The 18,403-nt window shown below is 66.7% G+C and carries 12 protein-coding genes; 8 read left to right on the forward strand and 4 right to left on the reverse strand.

The features are described 5' to 3' along the window. Positions 1–71: 71 nt before the first annotated feature. From cobT to ACFC2Y_RS03075, 6 genes are all read left to right on the forward strand, one after another. Entirely contained in the window at positions 72–1,946 is a 1,875-nt protein-coding gene (cobT, locus tag ACFC2Y_RS03050; RefSeq protein ID WP_375173749.1) for a cobaltochelatase subunit CobT, read from the forward strand. 81 nt (positions 1,947–2,027) lie between these two features. Next, complete coding sequence (locus ACFC2Y_RS03055) at positions 2,028–3,818, forward strand: aminopeptidase P family protein (protein WP_375173580.1); 1,791 nt, start codon at positions 2,028–2,030, stop codon at positions 3,816–3,818. Between the two features lie 72 nt (positions 3,819–3,890). After that, on the forward strand, positions 3,891–4,232 hold the full coding sequence (locus ACFC2Y_RS03060) for a DUF427 domain-containing protein (protein WP_375173581.1): 342 nt from the start codon (positions 3,891–3,893) through the stop codon (positions 4,230–4,232). Positions 4,233–4,376: 144 nt separating this feature from the next. Beyond that, the gene (locus ACFC2Y_RS03065; protein ID WP_375173582.1) at positions 4,377–4,853 is read left to right on the forward strand and encodes a GbsR/MarR family transcriptional regulator; all 477 of its coding nucleotides are present in this window, start codon (positions 4,377–4,379) and stop codon (positions 4,851–4,853) included. A 9-nt stretch (positions 4,854–4,862) separates the two neighbouring features. Continuing rightward, complete coding sequence (locus ACFC2Y_RS03070; RefSeq protein WP_375173583.1) at positions 4,863–6,116, forward strand: efflux RND transporter periplasmic adaptor subunit; 1,254 nt, start codon at positions 4,863–4,865, stop codon at positions 6,114–6,116. 3 nt (positions 6,117–6,119) lie between these two features. Further along, on the forward strand, positions 6,120–9,227 hold the full coding sequence (locus tag ACFC2Y_RS03075; RefSeq protein ID WP_375173584.1) for an efflux RND transporter permease subunit: 3,108 nt from the start codon (positions 6,120–6,122) through the stop codon (positions 9,225–9,227). A 146-nt stretch (positions 9,228–9,373) separates the two neighbouring features. Here ACFC2Y_RS03075 and ACFC2Y_RS03080 read toward each other — a convergent pair whose 3' ends face one another. Next, entirely contained in the window at positions 9,374–11,062 is a 1,689-nt protein-coding gene (locus ACFC2Y_RS03080) for a chloride channel protein (protein ID WP_375173585.1), read from the reverse strand. A 105-nt stretch (positions 11,063–11,167) separates the two neighbouring features. Between ACFC2Y_RS03080 and ACFC2Y_RS03085 the strand changes: the two genes are divergently transcribed. Next, a complete protein-coding gene (locus ACFC2Y_RS03085) occupies positions 11,168–12,544 on the forward strand; it encodes an FAD-binding oxidoreductase (protein WP_375173750.1) in 1,377 nt (458 codons plus the stop codon). A gap of 128 nt (positions 12,545–12,672) precedes the next feature. Continuing rightward, a complete protein-coding gene (locus ACFC2Y_RS03090; RefSeq protein WP_375173586.1) occupies positions 12,673–14,475 on the forward strand; it encodes a hypothetical protein in 1,803 nt (600 codons plus the stop codon). A gap of 137 nt (positions 14,476–14,612) precedes the next feature. Here ACFC2Y_RS03090 and recN read toward each other — a convergent pair whose 3' ends face one another. The 3 genes from recN to lpxC form a co-directional block, all read right to left on the reverse strand. Then, positions 14,613–16,271 carry a DNA repair protein RecN gene (recN, locus tag ACFC2Y_RS03095; RefSeq protein ID WP_375173587.1) on the reverse strand — a complete coding sequence of 553 codons (1,659 nt, stop codon included), beginning with the start codon at positions 16,269–16,271 and terminating at the stop codon, positions 14,613–14,615. Between the two features lie 36 nt (positions 16,272–16,307). Further along, positions 16,308–17,192: an outer membrane protein assembly factor BamD gene (locus tag ACFC2Y_RS03100; protein WP_375186398.1), complete on the reverse strand. Its 885-nt coding sequence runs from the start codon at positions 17,190–17,192 to the stop codon at positions 16,308–16,310. 149 nt (positions 17,193–17,341) lie between these two features. Then, positions 17,342–18,265, reverse strand: a complete 924-nt coding sequence (lpxC, locus tag ACFC2Y_RS03105; RefSeq protein WP_375173589.1) for a UDP-3-O-acyl-N-acetylglucosamine deacetylase — start codon at positions 18,263–18,265, stop codon at positions 17,342–17,344. Positions 18,266–18,403: the final 138 nt, after the last annotated feature.

Below are 18,403 nucleotides of genomic sequence, written 5' to 3' on the forward strand. Positions count from 1 at the left end.
GCGGCCTCGGCCTGCCCTTCTCACGCCGCGAAGCGCTTGCCGAGGACGGCGCGGAGTGCTTTACCTCTGCCATGAGCAAAACCAGCGACAATCCCGCCGATCCGTTCAAGAAGGCCCTGGCCGAGGCGACCAAGGTCATGGCCGACGATCCGGAGCTGAACGTCAGTTATTCCGTCGATCCCTCGGGGACGTCGGGCGACAACATGCGCCTGCCGCAGATCAGCCGCCGGATGACCAAGGACGAGGTGCTGCTGGCCCGCGGCACGGCGGATGCGCTGGCGATGCACCACCGCTATCACGACGCGGGGACGCACGCGAAATTCGCCCCTCCGGGCCAGATGGCACGCGATCTCTACGAGGCGATGGAAACCGCGCGGTGCGAAGCCATGGGCGCGCGGGACATGCCGGGTACGGCGGGCAATATCGACGCCAAGATCGGGGCGGAGGCGCGGCGCGCGGGCTATGACGGCATCACCAAGATGGCCGATGCGCCGCTGCCGGTTGCAGCGGGCTATCTGATCCGCCACCTCGCCACCGGCCGCCCGATGCCTCAGGGCGCGGAGAACGTGATGGAGCTGTGGCGCGGATTCATCGAATCCCAGGCCGGGGGGACCTTGCAGAACCTCGACGAAAAGCTCTCGGACCAGGCAGAATTCGCGCGGTTCGCCCGCAAGATGATCGAAGACCTGGGCTATGGCGATCAGCTGGGCGATGACCCCGACGGGTCGGACGACGATCAGGACGAGGCCAGCGAGGACGGTCAGGACGAAGAGGAACAGCCCGACAGCACCGGCGATCAGGACGAGGACGAGCAGGCCGAGGCCAGCCCGGAGCAGAGCCAGGACGAACAGCAGGACCCGTCGGAGGCCAGCGTGTCGATGGACGACATGGCCGAGGAGGAGATGGGCGAAGAGGCGGAGATGCCCGAGGGCGAGGCCCCGCTGGAGCCGCCGCCCCCGCCGCCCGCCTCCGAAGCGGACCCGAATTACACCGTCTTCTCGACCGAGCATGACGAGGAAATCGCGGCCGAGGATCTGGCCGACGCGGTGGAGCTGGAACGGCTGCGCGCCTATCTGGATCAGCAGCTCGAACCGCTGAAAGGCGCGGTCGGGCGGCTGGCCAACAAGCTGCAACGGCGGCTGCAGGCGCAGCAGAACCGCAGTTGGGAGTTCGACAAGGAAGAGGGCGTGCTGGATGCGGGGCGTCTTGCCCGCGTGGTGGCCAACCCGACGACGCCGCTCAGTTTCAAGGTCGAGAAGGACATGGAGTTCCGCGATACGGTGGTGACCCTGTTGCTCGACAACTCCGGCTCGATGCGGGGGCGTCCGATCTCCATCGCGGCGATCTGTGCGGATGTTCTGGCACGGACGCTGGAACGCTGCTCGGTCAAGGTGGAAATCCTGGGCTTCACCACCCGCGCCTGGAAGGGCGGGCAGAGCCGCGAGGGCTGGCTCAACGATGGCCGCCCGCAGCAGCCAGGCCGCCTGAACGACCTTCGCCATATCATCTACAAGAGTGCCGATGCGCCCTGGCGGCGCGCGCGGGAAAACCTCGGGCTGATGATGAAAGAGGGGCTCCTGAAGGAAAACATCGACGGCGAGGCGCTGGAATGGGCGCATCGGCGGATGGTGGGCCGCCGCGAGGCGCGCAAGATCCTGATGGTGATCTCGGACGGGGCGCCGGTGGATGACAGCACGCTGTCGGTGAACCCGGCGAACTACCTCGAAAAACACCTGCGCGACGTGATCGCCATGGTGGAAAAGAAGAAGATGGTCGAACTGCTGGCCATCGGCATCGGCCATGACGTGACCCGCTATTACGACCGTGCCGTGACGATCACCGATGTGGATCAGCTGGCGGGCGCAATGACCGAACAGCTGGCCGCGCTGTTTGACGCCGACCCGCGGGCGCGGGCGCGGTTTGCGGGGATCAAGAAAGCCTCCTGATCTTCTTTTTGCCAGAAATATCCCGGGAGGTCCGGAGGGCAGCGCCCTCCGGCGGGTCCCGCAAAAGCCGAGTGATATGTGATGTTCCAGACCTTCGACAGCCCCAGCTCTCCTGATCAGGGGCCGCCGCGCCTTACCCTGCTGCGCGAGGAGATGGCGGCGGAGGGGATCGACGCCTTTCTGGTCCCCCGGGCGGACCGGTTCCAGGGGGAATATGTCGCGCCGCATGACGATCGGCTGGCCTGGCTGACGGGGTTCACCGGCTCGGCCGGCTTTGCGCTGATCACGGGCAGGGAGGCGCTGGTCTTTGTCGACGGGCGTTACAAGGTGCAGGTGCGTGCGCAGGTGGCGGACGTGTTCACCCCTATGGACTGGCCCGCGCAGACCCATGTCGGCTGGCTGGCGCAGCGGTTCCCTGATGGCGCGGTACTGGGCTTTGACCCCTGGCTGCATACGATGGAGGAGATCGGGCGGCTGGAGCGCGATCTGCCGAAGATCACCTTCCGCCGGGTAGAGAACCTGATCGACCGGATCTGGGCCGACCAGCCCGCCCCGCCCGCCGCCGCGATCACCGCGCATCCGCTGGAATTCGCGGGCGAGCCGCATGATGCGAAGCGGGCCCGGCTGGCGAAGGAGATCGCCGCGACCGGCGAGGCGGCGGCGCTGGTCACCCTGCCCGACAGCGTATCCTGGCTCTTCAACATCCGGGGCGCAGATATTCCGCGCAACCCGATCGTCCATGCCTTCGCGCTGCTCCGCGCGGACGGGACGGCGGTGTTGTTGACCGACCCGGCGAAATGCGCGGATGTGACGGATCACCTCGGCCCGGAGGTTGCGGTGCGGCCCGAGGGCGATCTGGCGGAGGTGCTGCGCGAGACGGGCGGGCCGCTGCGGATCGACCCGCAGTCGACGCCGCAGGCGGTGGCGGACATGCTGGCGGAGGCCGGGATCGAGGCGCGGCATGGCAGCGATCCCTGCCGCATCCCCAAGGCCTGCAAGAATGCCGGGGAGCTTCAGGGCATGCGCGACGCGCATCTGCGGGATGCAGTGGCGATGTGCCGGTTCCTGGCCTGGTTCGACCGGTCGGATCAGACGGCGCTGAGCGAGATCGACCTGGTGCGGGCGCTTGAGGGGTACCGGCGCGAGACCAACATGCTGCGCGAGATCTCCTTCGACACGATCGCCGGGGCCGGGCCGAACGGTGCGCTGCCGCATTACCGGGTGACGACGCAGACCAACCGGCAACTGGCCGAGGGCGAGCTAATCGTCCTGGACAGTGGCGGGCAGTATCCCGACGGCACCACCGATATCACCCGGACCCTCGTCGTGGGCGAGGCCGGGGCGGAGGAGAAACGCGCCTTTACCCTTGTCCTCAAGGGGATGATCGCGATATCGCGCGTTCGGTTCCCGCGCGGCGTGGCCGGGTCGCATCTGGATGCGCTGGCGCGGTATCCACTGTGGTTGGCGGGGATGGATTACGACCATGGCACCGGGCATGGCGTCGGCGCTTACCTTTGCGTGCACGAGGGGCCGCAGCGTCTGGCGCGAGGCGGTGACGTGGCGCTGCAGCCGGGGATGATCCTGTCGAACGAGCCGGGCTATTATCGCGAGGGGGCCTTCGGCATCCGGATCGAAAACCTGATCGTGGTGCAGCCTGCCGATCCGGTCGGCGGGGGCGATAATCGCGACATGCTGGACTTTGAAACGCTGACCTGGGTGCCAATCGACCGTCGACTGATCGCGACGGAAATGTTGACGCCGGAGGAACGGGCGTGGATAGATGGCTATCACGACATCTGCCGCGACAAGGTTGGCCCTCTCCTCCCCGAGGAGTGCGCTCAATGGTTTGCCGCGGCGACGGAAAAACTCTGACCAGAACGCGGAATTGTCATCTCGCTGTTGCACAGTGAGGGCAAAGGCGAAATGGCCTGCCGGGAGGGACATATGACAGACATTACCATTCGCAAGGCCGAGGGGACCTGGACCGTTCGTGCGGGCGGCGCGGTGCTGGGCGAAAGCCGGGACGCGCTGGAACTGATCGAGGGCGACTATCCCGCCGTGATCTACTTCCCGCGCGGCGATATCGCCATGGCCTTCCTCGACCGGACGGATCACAGCAGCCATTGCCCCAAGAAGGGCGATGCGAGCTATTTCTCGATCGTGACGAAAAGCACGACGCTGGAGAACGCGGCCTGGTCCTATGAGGAGCCGTCGGAGAACGTGGCGCGGATCAAGGATCACCTGGCCTTCTACGCCACCGATTTCGTGACCGTCGAACGCGTTTGACCCGGACTCTCCTTCGCTGAGGTTCTGCCGCGCCCCTGCTGGCGCGGTTTTCTTTTGTGCCGCGACGTCCGCAGCGGACGCGTGAGAGAGGGGTTGCCTATTCATCGTTCAGTTTGTATTGAACGCAGTGAACGAGAGGATTCCATGCCCGCTACACCCGAAGACCGTTTTGTCGAAACGCTTGGCCTGATTGCCCATGGCGAGGGCATGCCGCCGATTGCCGGCCGCATCCTGGGCCATCTGGTGCTGGCGGACGGGCCTTGCAGCCTGACCGAGATTGCCGAGGCGCTGGAGGTCTCCAAGGCTTCGGTGTCGACCAATGTGCGGCTGCTGGAAACCCGGGGCATGGCCACGCGCGTCGGACAGCGTGGATCGCGGCAGGATCACTGGCGCGTGGAAACGCAGCCGCATCGCAGCCTGCTGGACAGTCTGGCCCTGCGGTTCCGTCGCAATGCGGCGCAGATCGACGAGATTGCCGATGACTTCGCGGAGGAGACCGCCGGAAAGCGCGCCAAGGTGCGGGAGTTTTCGGAGTTCTATCGCCGCTCCGCCGAATTTCTAACACACTGGGCCGCCACGTTGGATGCCGAGGACCAGCCCGATCGCAACGGAAGCCGTTGAGGGATTGATATGACCGACAAGACACCTGAAGCCCCGAAACCAGACTGGGCCCTGACCGGGCGCGAACGCAAGGCGAAGACCGCCGAGAGCGAAGGCCGCCGTGCGCCCAGGCGGCGCTGGCCCTGGGTCGTACTGGGGATCGTCGGCCTTGGCGCGGCGGCCTGGGTCGCACAGGATCGCGGGGTGATCCCCGCCCAGGTGGCGACCGAGGCAGAGACCCCGGCCGAAGCGCTTCCCCCTGCGGCCGAGGAAGAGCCGCGTGTTGTCACCATGCAGCTGTTGCCGAGCGAGTTGACAGAGATTGCCCCCGCCACCCTGCGCGACACCGTGCGGATCACCGGATCGCTTGCGCCGGTGCGCCAGCTGGGCATTCCGGCCGAAGTGTCGGGCCGGGTGCAGCGGGTCGCCAAGAAGGAAGGCCAGGCCGCGGTCGAGGGGGAGACCCTGGTCCAGATTGATCTGGAGACCCTGCGCAACCAGCTGGAGCAAAGCCGCGCCACGGCCGAGGCCACCCGCGCCCAGCTGGAATTCGCGCAGGAGCAGTTCACCCGGACGCAGAGCCTGGTGGACCGGGGGGTTGCGACCTCCTCCAACCTCGACAGCACGCAAGCGAACGTGCGCCAGCTGCGCGCCAATCTGGCGGCACTGGAAAAACAGGTCGCCACGGCGGAACAGGCGATGGAGAAGGCGACGATCAAGGCCCCCTTCCCCGGTGTCATTTCCGAGCGCATGGTCGATCCCGGGGCCTATGTCGGCCCGGGAACTGCACTGATGACGCTGGTCGATATCGCCTCGCTGGAGCTGGAGGGGGCGGTTCCCGTCGCCTATGCGCCGCAGATCACCACCGGACAGAGGGTCGAGATCGCCGTCGACGGCTTTGGCGACCGCAGCTTTGCCGGGACGGTCGAACGGGTCGCCCCGGTTGCGGTCTCCGGCACCCGGATGCTGCCGATCTTTGCCACGATCGACAATCCCGACGGCGTGCTGCGCGGGGGCATGTTTGCCTCCGGCTTGCTGGTTCTGGACCAGGTCGAGGGGGCGATCGGCGTTCCGGTCGCGGCGCTGCGGGAGGACACGGACGGGACGTTCGTGCTGAAACGGGCGGGCGACAGGGTCGAACGCCAGGCGGTGACGGTGGCGGCCGAATGGGACCGCGGGCGCGTCGTGCAGATTGCCGAGGGGCTGGCGGAGGGGGATGTCATCGTCTCCGCCCCGCTGCCGCGTCTTCAGCCCGGCATGCAGATCACCGTGGTCGGAGACTGAGTCATGTTCCTGACCCGGATATCCGTCAACCAGCCCGTCTTCGCCACGATGATCATGGTGGCGATCTTCGTCATCGGCCTGTTCTCTTACCAGCGCCTGCCGGTGGAGCAGCTGCCGGAGGTCGATTTTCCGGTGGTCGCCGTGGTGACCTCCTACCCCGGGGCGACGCCCGAGGCGGTGGAAGGTGACATCGTCAAGCCAATCGAGGACGGGGTGTCGACCCTGTCGGGCATCGATTCCATCAGCTCGACCGCGCGCACCGGGTCGGCCATGACGATCATCCAGTTCGATCTGGAGGTCGACAGCGCCGTTGCGGCCCAGGATGTGCGCGACCGGATCGCGCAGATCCAGGGGCAGTTGCCCGACAACGCCGACGACCCGCAGATCCTGCGGTTCGATCCGTCGGAGCTGCCGATCATTTCGGTCGGGATCACCTCCGATCTCTATGACACCGGCCTTCTGACGGCCCTGGCCGAGGATCAGCTGGCCACCCGGCTAGCCAATATCCCCGGCGTCGGGCGCGCCTCTGTCGTCGGCGGTCTGCCGCGCGAGGTGCATGTGCTGATCGACCCGGACCGTCAGGCGGCCCTGGGGATCGGGGCGTCGGAAATCGTGGGTGCCCTGGCGGCGGACAATACCGACCTGCCCGCCGGGTCCGTCACCGAAGGCACCAGCAAGCAATCGGTGCAGGTCGAGGGGCGGATCAAGGCGCTGGCGGATTTCGAGGACATCATCGTGTCGCGGCGCGGCGGATATCCGGTGCGTCTGGGCGATGTGGCCCAGGTCAGCACCGATCTGGCCGAACCGGAGAGCCTGGCCATGCTGGACGGCCACCGCGCGCTGGCGGTGGATGTGGTGAAGACGCAGGGCGCCAATACCGTCGCCGTGGCGGAGGCCGTGCGCGAAACGATCGAGGCGCTGTCGGACGACCCGCTTTATGCCGGTATCACGCTGGAGATCATCCGCGACAATGCCGTCCCGGTGGAGGAGAGCTTCGAGTCGGTCCAGTCGATGCTGATCGAGGGGGCGCTGCTGGCCACGGCCATCGTGTTCCTGTTCCTGAATTCCTGGCGCTCGACCGTCATCACCGGGCTGACACTGCCGATCTCGATTATCGGGACGATGGCGGCGATCTACTTCCTGGGCTTCACGCTCAACATGATGACGATGATGGCGCTGTCGCTCGCAGTGGGCATCCTGATCGACGATGCCATCGTGGTGCGCGAGAACATCATGCGCCACCTGCATATGGGCAAGTCGCACTATCAGGCGGCGCTGGAGGGGACCAACGAGATCGGGCTGGCGGTCTTTGCCACCACCCTGTCCATCGTGGCGGTCTTTTTGCCGGTAGCCTTCATGGAGGGGATCCTCGGCCGGTTCTTCCTGCAGTTCGGGGTGACCGTGTCGGTCGCGGTGCTGATCTCGCTCTTCGTGTCCTTCACGCTCGATCCGATGATGTCCTCGGTCTGGTATGATCCGGCGGCGGACAAAAACGTCAAACGCGGGCCCGTCGGGCGGCTGATCCACCAGTTCGAACGCTTCTTCGACTGGCTCGGACGCCGGTATCGCGGGCTGCTGCGCGTCGTGCTGAGATGGCGCAAGACGACCCTGCTGGCCGCGCTCGGTTTCTTCTTCGGCGGGCTGGCGCTCTTCCCGATTGTCGGGGCGGAATTCGTGCCGCCTGCGGACAACTCCGAACTTCAGGTCGATCTGGAGCTGCCGGTCGGCACCTCGCTGGACCGGACGGCGGAAAAGATCGTGCAGGTGGATGCGATAACCCGCCAGTTCCCGGAGGTCATCGGCACCTACGCGACGGTCAACTCCGGCACCAATTCCGGGGAAAACAGCGCCTCCGTCATCGTGCGGCTCAGCAAGCCGACGGAGCGCGAGGTCACCCCGACGGAGCTGGCCCCGCAGCTGCGCGAGGCGCTGCAGGCCGTGCCGGGCGCCAAGTTCCGCGTCGGCGATGCCGGGTCCTTCGGGGGCGGGGTCGCGACGCCGGTGGCGATCAAGATCTTCGGCGAGGATCTGGATGTGCTTGGTCGCCTGTCGCGCCAGTTGGCCGACAGCCTGTCCGCCCATCCCGGCTTCGCCGATGTGCGCACCAGCCTGGACGATCCGCAGCCGACCATCGGCATCCGGGTCGACCGCGACGCGGCCTCGGACCTCGGGGTGTCGCTGGCCCAGGTCGGCAATGCGCTGTCGCCGATGATCGCCGGGCAGACCGTGTCGGACTGGACCGCGCCGGACGGCGACAGCTATGACGTCCTGCTGCGCCTGCCCGAAGAGGTGCGCAACGATGCCAGCCGACTCGGCTCGCTTCCCGTGGCCACCAATGCCGATGGCACCGGTGTCGTGCGTCTGGACCAGATCGCCGTGGTCGAGCCGTCGCGCGGCCCGGGCGAGATCACGCGCGAGGACCGGGAAAGATCGGTTCAGGTGACCTCCGGCCTAGAGGGGCTGGACATTCGTACCGCCCAGCCCGCGATTCAGGAGGCGATTGCCGCGCTGGACCTGCCGCCGGGCTACCGCATCGGCTTTGGCGGGGACAGCGAACAGATCGCCGAATCCGCCGCCAGCGCGGTGGCGGCCCTCTCGCTTGCCGTGGTGTTCATCTACCTCGTGCTGGCCTCGCAGTTCGCCAGCTTCGTGCAGCCGCTGGCGATCATGTCCTCGCTGCCGCTGGCGCTGATCGGGGTGATGCTGGGGCTGCTGGTCGGGGGTTCGACGCTGAACATGTTCTCTGTCATCGGGTTCATCATGCTCATGGGTCTGGTGGTGAAGAACGCGATCCTGCTGGTCGACAATGCCAACCAGCACCGGCGCGGGGGGCTGAACCTTTTCGACGCCCTGGTGGAGGCCGGTACGACCCGGTTCCGGCCGATCGTGATGACCACGCTGGCGATGATCTTTGGCATGACGCCGATGGCGCTGAACCTGCATGGCGGGTCGGGCCAGAACGCCCCGATGGCCCATGCGGTGATCGGCGGGCTGATCTCGTCGTCGTTGCTGACGCTGGTGGTGGTGCCGGTCATGCTGACCTATGTCGACGGATTTCTGCGCGCGATCCGGCCGCTGCTGCCCAGGGCGCCCGATGACGCCCATGCCTGAGGCCGTATCCGCCGGGCGGGTGTCGGATGCCTCCGGCGGGGATATTTGACGCAAAAAGAAATCAGGAGAGGCGCCCGGCTTTCTTTTTGCCGGAAATATCCCAGGGGTGAATTGAGCCCCCGGGCTCAAGAGGGGGCAGCGCCCCCTCAGCTGTGCTCTTCGGCGGCGGTGGCGGCGAGGGCGCGGTTGTAGGCGCGCAGCGCGTCGACGTGGTAGAGCGCGCCCAGCAGGTCGGGCGGCTGGTCGGCCCGGGTAAGCTGCACCACAGGCAGGTAGACGGCGCCGGAGCGGTCGAAGGCCGGCAGCGCGGCCTCCAGCGTGGACTGGGCGTCGATGTAGTCGCCCGCCTCGATCCTTTCCCAGCACTCCTCATCCGGCGGGGCGCGTTTGTCGCCGCGCGGGCGCATGACCTGTTGCGCCTTGAGGAGGCCGAGGAGGTATGCCTGTGGACCGGCGGCGAGGTGCACGCCGCGCCGTTCGATCTGAGTCAGGAAGAAGGAGCGGTCCACCAGCCGGGTGCCGATGGCGGTGGAGATCGAGACAGTGACCATCACCGCCAGGCCCGTGGCCCAGTCGCCTGTGAGTTCGAAGACAATGAGCGTGGTCGAGATCGGCGCGCCCAGCACCGCCGCCGCGACCCCGCCCATGCCGGCGAGGGCGTAGAGCGTGGCGGAGCCGGAGACATCGGGGAATATGGCCGTAGCGATATGGCCGAAGGCGAGCCCGGTCAGGGCGCCGATCATCAGCGAGGGGGAAAAGACCCCGCCGCCCATCCGGCCGCCGATGGTGATGGAGACGGCCAGGGTCTTGATCACCGTCAGGTAGACAGCGGGCCAGAAGAGGATCTGCCCGGTCAGCGCGAGCGAGGTCGTCTCGTATCCGACCCCGATGATATGCGGAAACCAGATCGCCAGGATGCCAAGCAGCGCGCCGGCCAGGCCCGGGCGCAGCCAGCGCGGCACGTGATAGCGGCGCTGGACATAGCTGGCCACGTCTTCGGCGGCAAAGATCGAGCGCATCAGGGTGCCGGCGACGAGCCCGCAGATCGCGCCGAGGATCAGGAAGGCCGGGAGCTCTTCGTAGAATTGCAGCATCGACGCGGCCGGGAGGGTGAATTCCGTCACCCCGCCGAATTCAAGCCGGTTGATCACCGTGCCCGCGACCGAGGCGATCACGATCGGCGCAAAGGCGTGGATGGCGAAGTGGCGCAGCACGACCTCCAGCGCGAAGAGCGCCCCGGCAATCGGCGCGTTGAAGGAGGCGGAGACGGCAGCGGCCACGGCGCAGCCCAGAAGGTCGCGGCCGGTCACGCCGTCGGCCTTCATCCAGTGCAGCACGCGGGAGGAGATCACGGAGGCCAGGTGGACCACCGGTCCCTCCCGCCCCGACGAGCCGCCGGTGCTGAGCGTGATGAGCGAGGCCGCGGCGGAGGCGAGCCCGGCCCGTTCCTCCACCCGGCCGTTGTTGAGCGCGGCCCCCTCGATCACATCGGCGACGGAGCGGACCCGGCCATCGGGGGTGAAGAGATGCAGGATCACGCCGACGGTCAGCCCGCCCAGGATCGGGATGGCGAGGACCCAGTACCAGGGCAGATCGCCGGCGAAGGTGGAGAGGCGGGTGATGTCCTCGGTCCGGTAGAGATAGGCCTGAAGCGCCTCGATCCCCTTGCGGAAGCCGAGCGCCGCCGCGCCGCTGGCGATGCCGACCGCCAGGGCGATCAGCCAGAACTGCACCTGGTTTGGTCCGCGCGTGCGGATAACATGCCAGCCCTCCAGCAGGTTCGACAGTATCCGGTCGATGATCGCGGCCCATGGCGGTTTTGCTTTGGACGTCATGCCGTCACCCGGCCCCCTGTCATTCCCCGGGGCCGGATGTCCCGCCCTTCCCTCCCCCGATCCGCTGTCCTATGACGGAAGCGCAATCTCATGCGAGGGAAGATCATGACGCTGGAAAACGCCTGGCCCGAATTGGATAACGTCTTAGGCGATCGGGTGACGCGGTCCAAGCCGGAACTCGTGGCCCATGGCGCCTCGGAGAGCTATTTTCCCCTGACCCTGCCGGAGGCCGTCGCCTACCCCGAGAGCACCGAGGAGGTCTCGGCCCTGGTCCGGATCTGCGCGGCGCATGATGTGCCGGTGATCGGCTATGGCGCGGGCACATCGCTGGAGGGGCAGGCGCAGGCGTTCTCGGGCGGGCTGGTCGTGGATTTCGCACGTATGAACAAGGTGCTGGAGGTCAGCCAGGCGGATATGGATGCGCGCATCCAGCCCGGCGTGACACGCGAGGCGCTGAACGAGGATCTGCGCGCGACGGGGCTGTTCTTTCCGGTTGATCCGGGGGCGAACGCGACGCTTGGCGGCATGGCCTCGACCCGGGCCAGTGGCACGACGGCGGTGCGTTATGGCACGATGCGCGACAATGTTCTGGGGCTGGAGGTGGTGCTGGCCGATGGGCGGGTGATCCGCACCGGGACCCGGGCGCGGAAATCGGCGGCCGGGTATGATCTGACCGGGCTTTTTGTCGGGGCGGAGGGGACCCTGGGCCTGATCACCGAAATGGTGGTGCGCCTGCATGGCCAGCCTGAAGCGGTGAGTGCGGCGGTTTGCGCCTTCGACACGATCGGAGATGCGGTGCGCGCGGTGACCGACACGATCCAGATCGGTATTCCCATGGCGCGGATCGAGTTTGTCGATGCGGCCAGCGTGGCGGCGGTGAATGCCTATTCGGGGATGGACATGCCACTGAAGCCGCATCTGCTGGTGGAGTTCCACGGATCCGAAGCGGGCGTCGCGGAACAGGCGGAAAGTTTTGGCGAGATCCTGGCCGACCACAAGGGGCGCGGGTTTCAATGGGCGGTCACCGCCGAGGATCGCAAGGCGCTGTGGACCGTGCGGCATCATGCGCATTGGGCAATCCTGGCGGGGCGCAAGGGGGCGCGGGCGGTGGTGACGGATATTTGCGTGCCGATTTCGCGTCTGGCGGAGACGGTGGAAGCGACCCAGGCCGATCTGGAGGCGCATGGCATTGCCGGGCCGATCCTGGGCCATGTCGGGGACGGGAATTTCCATGCGATCCTGCTGTTCGATCCCGACGATCCGGCGGAGCTGGACCGGGTCAAGGCGGCGGCGGACCGGATGGTCACCCTGGCGCTGAAGATGGGCGGCACGGCGACGGGCGAGCATGGAATCGGCATCGGCAAGAAGGGGTTCATGCCGCGCGAACATGGCGAGGCCTGGCAGGTCATGGGGCAGATCAAGCAGGCGCTTGATCCGAAAGGCGTTTTCAACCCGGGAAAACTTGCGCCTGACGCCAAGTAGAGTCTATTAAGGATTAGACCGGCTTTGGCGTCCTGTTCCTGAGTGTCTGTGGCCCGATCCCGCCGATTGTCTGGTTCGACAGGTACTCTATTCTCTTACGGGCGGGATCGGCGGGCGTGACACCACCAATGGCAGGACAGGACGGAACAGAACCACGGCGCGAGTGGATGCAGCTGCGCGATACGGTTCTGGATCAGTCCTATGATGTCGCGCTGGATCCGCATCGGCTTCCCGACCTGATCGACCCCTGGAACGCCCTTCTTACGCCCTTGTCACAGGGGACACCTAAAAGCAGGCACAGCCAGCTGGAAGGCAGCGGGTTGTTGCGGCATCTGCACCGGCTGGACCGTATCCTGGGCCTGGGGCGGCACGGAGCGCGGCGCAAGGCCGAGCAGGACGTTCTGACGCGGTATCGCCGCGCGGCCGCCTTTGCGGTGAACGGGACGCTGACGATCACGGCGGTGAATCGCGCCGCGGCGGAAAACCTTAACGTGCGCGAGGGACAGTCGCTGACCGAATTGCAACTGCGCGATGAGGATCTGAGCGTCCTGTCCAAGGCCGCCACGTCGATGCTTTACCCCGATCGCGACCGGCCGCCGGAGACGACCCGGATCGTCCGCGCCCGGCGCCTTGTCGACGACAGCCTCGTTCTGCTGCTGACCTTGCTGGTCGAGCCGGAGGATGCCGCCCCCTTCGTTCTGGTGGCCACAACCGAGGTGCACTGGCCCCCGGGTGCGACGGCGCTGTTGCGGGACGCCTTCGATCTGACGCCCGCCGAGGCCGAGATCATGAAGGGGCTGACCCGGTTCCATTCACTGAAGGACGTGGCGGCGGCGCGGGGGCGGTCTGTCGACACGGTGCGATCGCAGGTGAAGTCGATTCTGACCAAGACGGAGGCCCGGGGGCAGTCTGACCTGCTGCGGATCGCGCTGTCGGTGATGGATATCGCCCCGGCAGAGGCGGATGTGAGCGCGCCGGACCCTGCGTCCGCCCTGCGCTATTGCCGTGGCGGGCTGGAGTTGCCATCCCTGCCCTTCCATCATATCACCCGCCCCGACGGGCGGCGGGTCGACTATCTGGAATATGGTGATCCAAACGGTCGCCCGGTCGTCTACTTCAGCTCTACCTTCGGGCTGTGCCGATGGCCCGCCAGCGCAGAATTCGCCGCCAGTCAGACCGGGATCCGCGTGATCGCCCCGATCCGGGCCGGGTTCGGGGGATCGACACCGCTGGCGGATCATCAGGACCGGGTCACCTGTTTTGCAGCGGATGTTGCCGCGCTGATGGATCATCTGCGGATCGGCGCGGCGCCACTGCTCGTCGCGGACGAGGACATGATCTATGCAGCGCATCTTTTCGCCCAGGCACCGGGCCGGGTTCTGGGCATTCTGGGGTGTTCGGCCTTCCTGCCGATGTCGCGGCCGGAGCAGTTCGAGCGCATGGGGCGCTGGCATCGCTTCGTCCTGAGCACGGCGCGATTTGCGCCGCCCCTGCTGCCCTTCGTGGTGCGCGCCGTCTTTGCCATGGCACGGCAGATCGGCAAGGCCGAATTCGTGCGAATGGTCTACGGCGGATCGCCTGCAGATGTGGCCATGACCCGCAATTCGCGCATGTTCGAAGCGGTGGACTGCGGGTCGGATGTGGTGCTGCGAGACGGGTTCGACGCGGCGCGGACCTATGCGCAGGAGGTCGCCATCGTGCATTGCAGCGACTGGCGGCAGGCCTTTGAAAAGCTGCGCGACCAGATCCCCATCGTGAACATCGTGGGCACCGAAGATCAGGGCATCCCCCCGGCGACGGTCGAGGATTACGCCCGGGACTTTCCCTGGGTCCGGCTGGTCCGGGTCGAGGCCGCCGGATCCTTTCTGTTCTTCGAACATTGGGACCGGGTTCTGCAAGAACTTGAGCAGATGCTGAAAGAAGTCAGCTGAAATTTTCCCAAATGGACAAATTTCACTCCCCATACCGCAAATTGGGTATGACGCGCATTGGCGACGATTCTACGGTCGGGGCGGTAAATGGTGCTTTGGTCCCCCCCCGGAAGACGCCTGGCGTTTTCCGGGGTTTTTCATCCCAGAAGGGCCAGCGCCGCAGCCCGGGCTTCGGGCGTGATGCGGTCGCCGGAGAGCATCCTGGCGATCTCGTCCACGCGGTCTTCCGGGGCCAGCGGGGTGACGGTGGAACGGGTCTCCTCGCCCTCAACCGATTTCGCAACGCGCCAGTGATAATCGCCCAGGGCGGCGACCTGCGGGCTGTGCGTGACGACCAGGACCTGCCCCTGTCCGCCCGAGCGGCCCGCCAGATCGGCCAGCCTGCGCCCGACAGCATCGGCGGTGGCCCCGCCGACACCGCGGTCGATCTCGTCAAAGATCATCGTGACGCCGGTAGTCTCGCCCGACAGACAGACCTTGAGCGCCAGCAGGAAGCGGGAGAGTTCCCCGCCCGAGGCGATCTTGTTGAGCGGCCCGGCGGGTGCGCCCGGGTTGGTCGCCACGGTAAAAGTGGCTGCGTCCACGCCGTCCGGTCCCGGATCAGCCTCGGTCAGGGCGGTGTGAAAGCGGGCCCGCTCCATCTTCAGCGGGGCGAGTTCGGTTTCGACGGCCATGTCGAGGCGGGTGGCGGCCTCCTGCCGGGCCTCGCGCAGTGCAGTGGCGGCGGCCTGATAGGCGCTGTCGGCGACGGTGGCGGCCTTTTCCAGCGCGAAGATGTCATCGGCGCCCTTGTCCAGCGTGGACAGGCGGGCGCGCAGGGTATCGGCAAAGGTGGCCAGTTCGTCCGCGATGACCTCGTGCTTGCGCGACATGGCGCGGATAGCGAAGAGCCGTTCCTCGGTCCGTTCCAGTTCCAGCGGGTCCACGTCAAGCGCATCGAGGCAGCGTTCGACGCCATCCGCAGCCTCGCCCAGTTCGGTCAGCGCGCGCGAGAGGGCGGCGAGCGGGGCGTCCAGACGATCCTCGAGTTGCGGCGCCGCCCCTTCCAGCCAGCGCAGCGCGTCGGTCATCACGCCCTCGGCCCCGTCCTGACCCAAGGCCTGCATGGCGCGGCCGACGTCCTCGCGCACCTTTCCGGCGGCCTGCATCATGCGGCGGCGACTATCAAGCTCCGCCTCCTCGCCCGGCTGCGGATCGAGCTTGTCCATTTCGGCCACCGCATGGCGCAGGAAGTCTTCCTCCGCCTTGACCTCGGCCACGGCAGCGCGGGCGGCGTCCAGCGCGCGGGTCGCCTCCCGCCGGGCGCGCCAGGCGGCGCGGGTTGCCTCCGCCAGGTCGGGGCGGTCCAGATAGGCGTCCAGCAGGGCGAGATGGCCGCGCGGGTTCAACAGGCCCCGGTCGTCGTGCTGGCCGTGTAGTTCGATCAGCGTATCCGACAGGGCGCGCAGGACCTCGCCCGAGGCGCGGCGGTCGTTGATCCAGGCGGTCTTGCGCCCTTCGGCAGTGTTCACGCGCCGAAGGATCAGTTCCGTCCCGCCGGGCAGGCCCGCATCGGCCAGGACCGCATGGGCGGCGTGCCCCTGGGGCAGGTCGAAGACGGCGGTGACCTCGCCCTGCTCCGCCCCGGTGCGGACCAGATCGGCGCGGCCGCGCCAGCCCAGGACAAATCCTAACGAATCCAGAAGGATGGACTTGCCCGCCCCGGTTTCGCCGGTCAGAACGTTGAGCCCGGGCTGAAACTCCAATTCCAGCCGGTCGATGATGAGCATGTCCCGGATGTCCAGCCCGCGCAGCATCGTCTTATCCTGTCGTGAAACCCCGGGGGGCGCGGATCACAGCCACTTGCCCTGGATCATCTGGCGATAGATCGCGGACAACCAGTTCTTGCCGCGCACCTTCGGTTCCAGCCCCTGGCGGGTCAGCAGACGATAGCTGTCCTCGTACCACCGGGTGGATTGGAAGTTGTGCCCCAGGATCGCCCCGGCGGTCTGCGCCTCGTCCGTCAGGCCAAGCGACAGATAGCTTTCGACAAGTCGGTGCAGCGCCTCGGGGGTGTGGCTCGTGGTCTGGAAATCCTCGACAACCACACGGAAGCGGTTGATCGCCGCCGTGTAGTGGTGCCGCTTGAGGTAGTAGCGGCCGATTTCCATCTCCTTCGCGGCGAGATGGTCGAAGGCAAGGTCGAATTTGAGGATCGCGGACCGGGCGTATTCGCTGTCGGGATAGCGTTCGATTACGGTGCGCAGGGATTGCAACGCCTGGAAGGTCAGGCCCTGATCGCGGCCGACCTCGTCGATCTGGTCATAATAGCTGAGCGCGAGGATGTACTGCGCATAGGCTGCATCCTCGTCCGCAGGGTAGAAATCAATGTAGCGCTGCGCGGAGGAGCGGCTGTTCTCGTAGTCCTTGTCCTTGTGATAGGAAAAGGCCTGCATGATCAGCGCACGTTTCGCCCAGTCGGAATAGGGGTAGAGGCGTTCGACCTCGCCGAAATATTCGGCGGCGCGTTCGAATTTGCGACGGTTCAGTTCATATTCGGCCCGGCCGAAGATCTGTTCGGCCGTGAAGGCCTCGATCGGTTGACCGCCCATGCCGAGACCATCGGTGGACTGCCCGCCAAAGCCGCCGCACCCGGCCAGTGCCCCACAGAGCAGTACCGTCGCCAGAGCGCGCTTGCCATTTGCCGCCATTCGAGAGTTCACCACTAGCCGCCCCATGTCGTCTTTTTGGACCTGCCCACTCCGCATGTCACCTGCGACCATCGGGGGCCGCACGGTTTACCCGGGTCTAGCACAGAAACTCCGGGGGGCAAATCGACTTTCGCCCCATTGGAGGAGGAGCGCAAGAGGCAGGTTTTCCGTGGAAATCAGGCGACTGCGGGCATTTCCGACAGATGCGCGCCCGCGCCGGGCAGACGGGCGGCCTGTGCGGCGGTGCACTCGACCATCCGGAAATTCGCCGGGTCGGAAAAGACCTTGCGCAGCAGGGTGTTGGTCAGGTTGTGACCAGCGCGCGTGCCGGTGTAGAGGCCCAGAACCGGGCCGCCTGCCAGGATCAGATCGCCAAGCGCGTCCAGCATCTTGTGGCGCACCGGCTCGTCGGTGCGGCGCAACCCGCCCGGGCTGACGACGGCGTCGCCGTCAAAGACCACGGCGTTTTCCCCGGCCACGCCGCCAAGCGCCAGCCCCTGGGCCTGCATCGCGTCGACATCCGCCTGGCGGCAGAAGGTCCGGCAATCGCAAAGCTCGCGGACGAAGGTGCCGTTTTCCATCGTCAGATGCTTGACCTGACGGCCGATGGCGGCGTCGGTGAAGTCGATCTCGAAGGCGATTTCCATCACGCCGTTCGGCTCCAGCCGGGCGATGGCGTCGCCGTTCTGAACCTCGACCGGGCGCAGGATCTCGATCGCGCGGATCGGGGCGGCCTGCACCTGGAGCCCGCATTTCAGCAGCGCCCGCACGAAAGGCGCGGCGGAGCCGTCGAGGATCGGAACCTCGGGGCCGTCAATCTCGATCAGGGCGTTGTGGATGCCACAGCCCGCAAGCGCGGCCATCAGATGTTCGATGGTGGAGACAGAGACACCGGCAGCGTTCTCGATCCGGGTGCAGAGCGGGGTGCGATCCACGGCGTCCCATTTGGCCGGGATCATCGCATCGCCGATGCGGATGTCGGCGCGGCGAAACCAGATGCCATGATTGGCCGCTGCCGGGCGCACCACCAGCGTGGCCGGTTCCCCGGAATGGAGACCGACGCCCTCAAAGCGAACTGGCGAGTTGATCGTTTTTTGCACTTCAGCACCTTGTCCCGGACGTTTCCCTGGCCCGCGCCGCACGATGCGGTCTTCTGGCCCGTCCTGATGACCCTTAATTAAGGTCCGCGCCCCGACATCTCAATTCACGCTTTGCAACGGTTTGAAACATGGATGCCG

The organism is Pseudooceanicola sp. (assembly GCF_041987405.1).
Taxonomy (GTDB): Bacteria; Pseudomonadota; Alphaproteobacteria; order Rhodobacterales; family Rhodobacteraceae; genus Pseudooceanicola.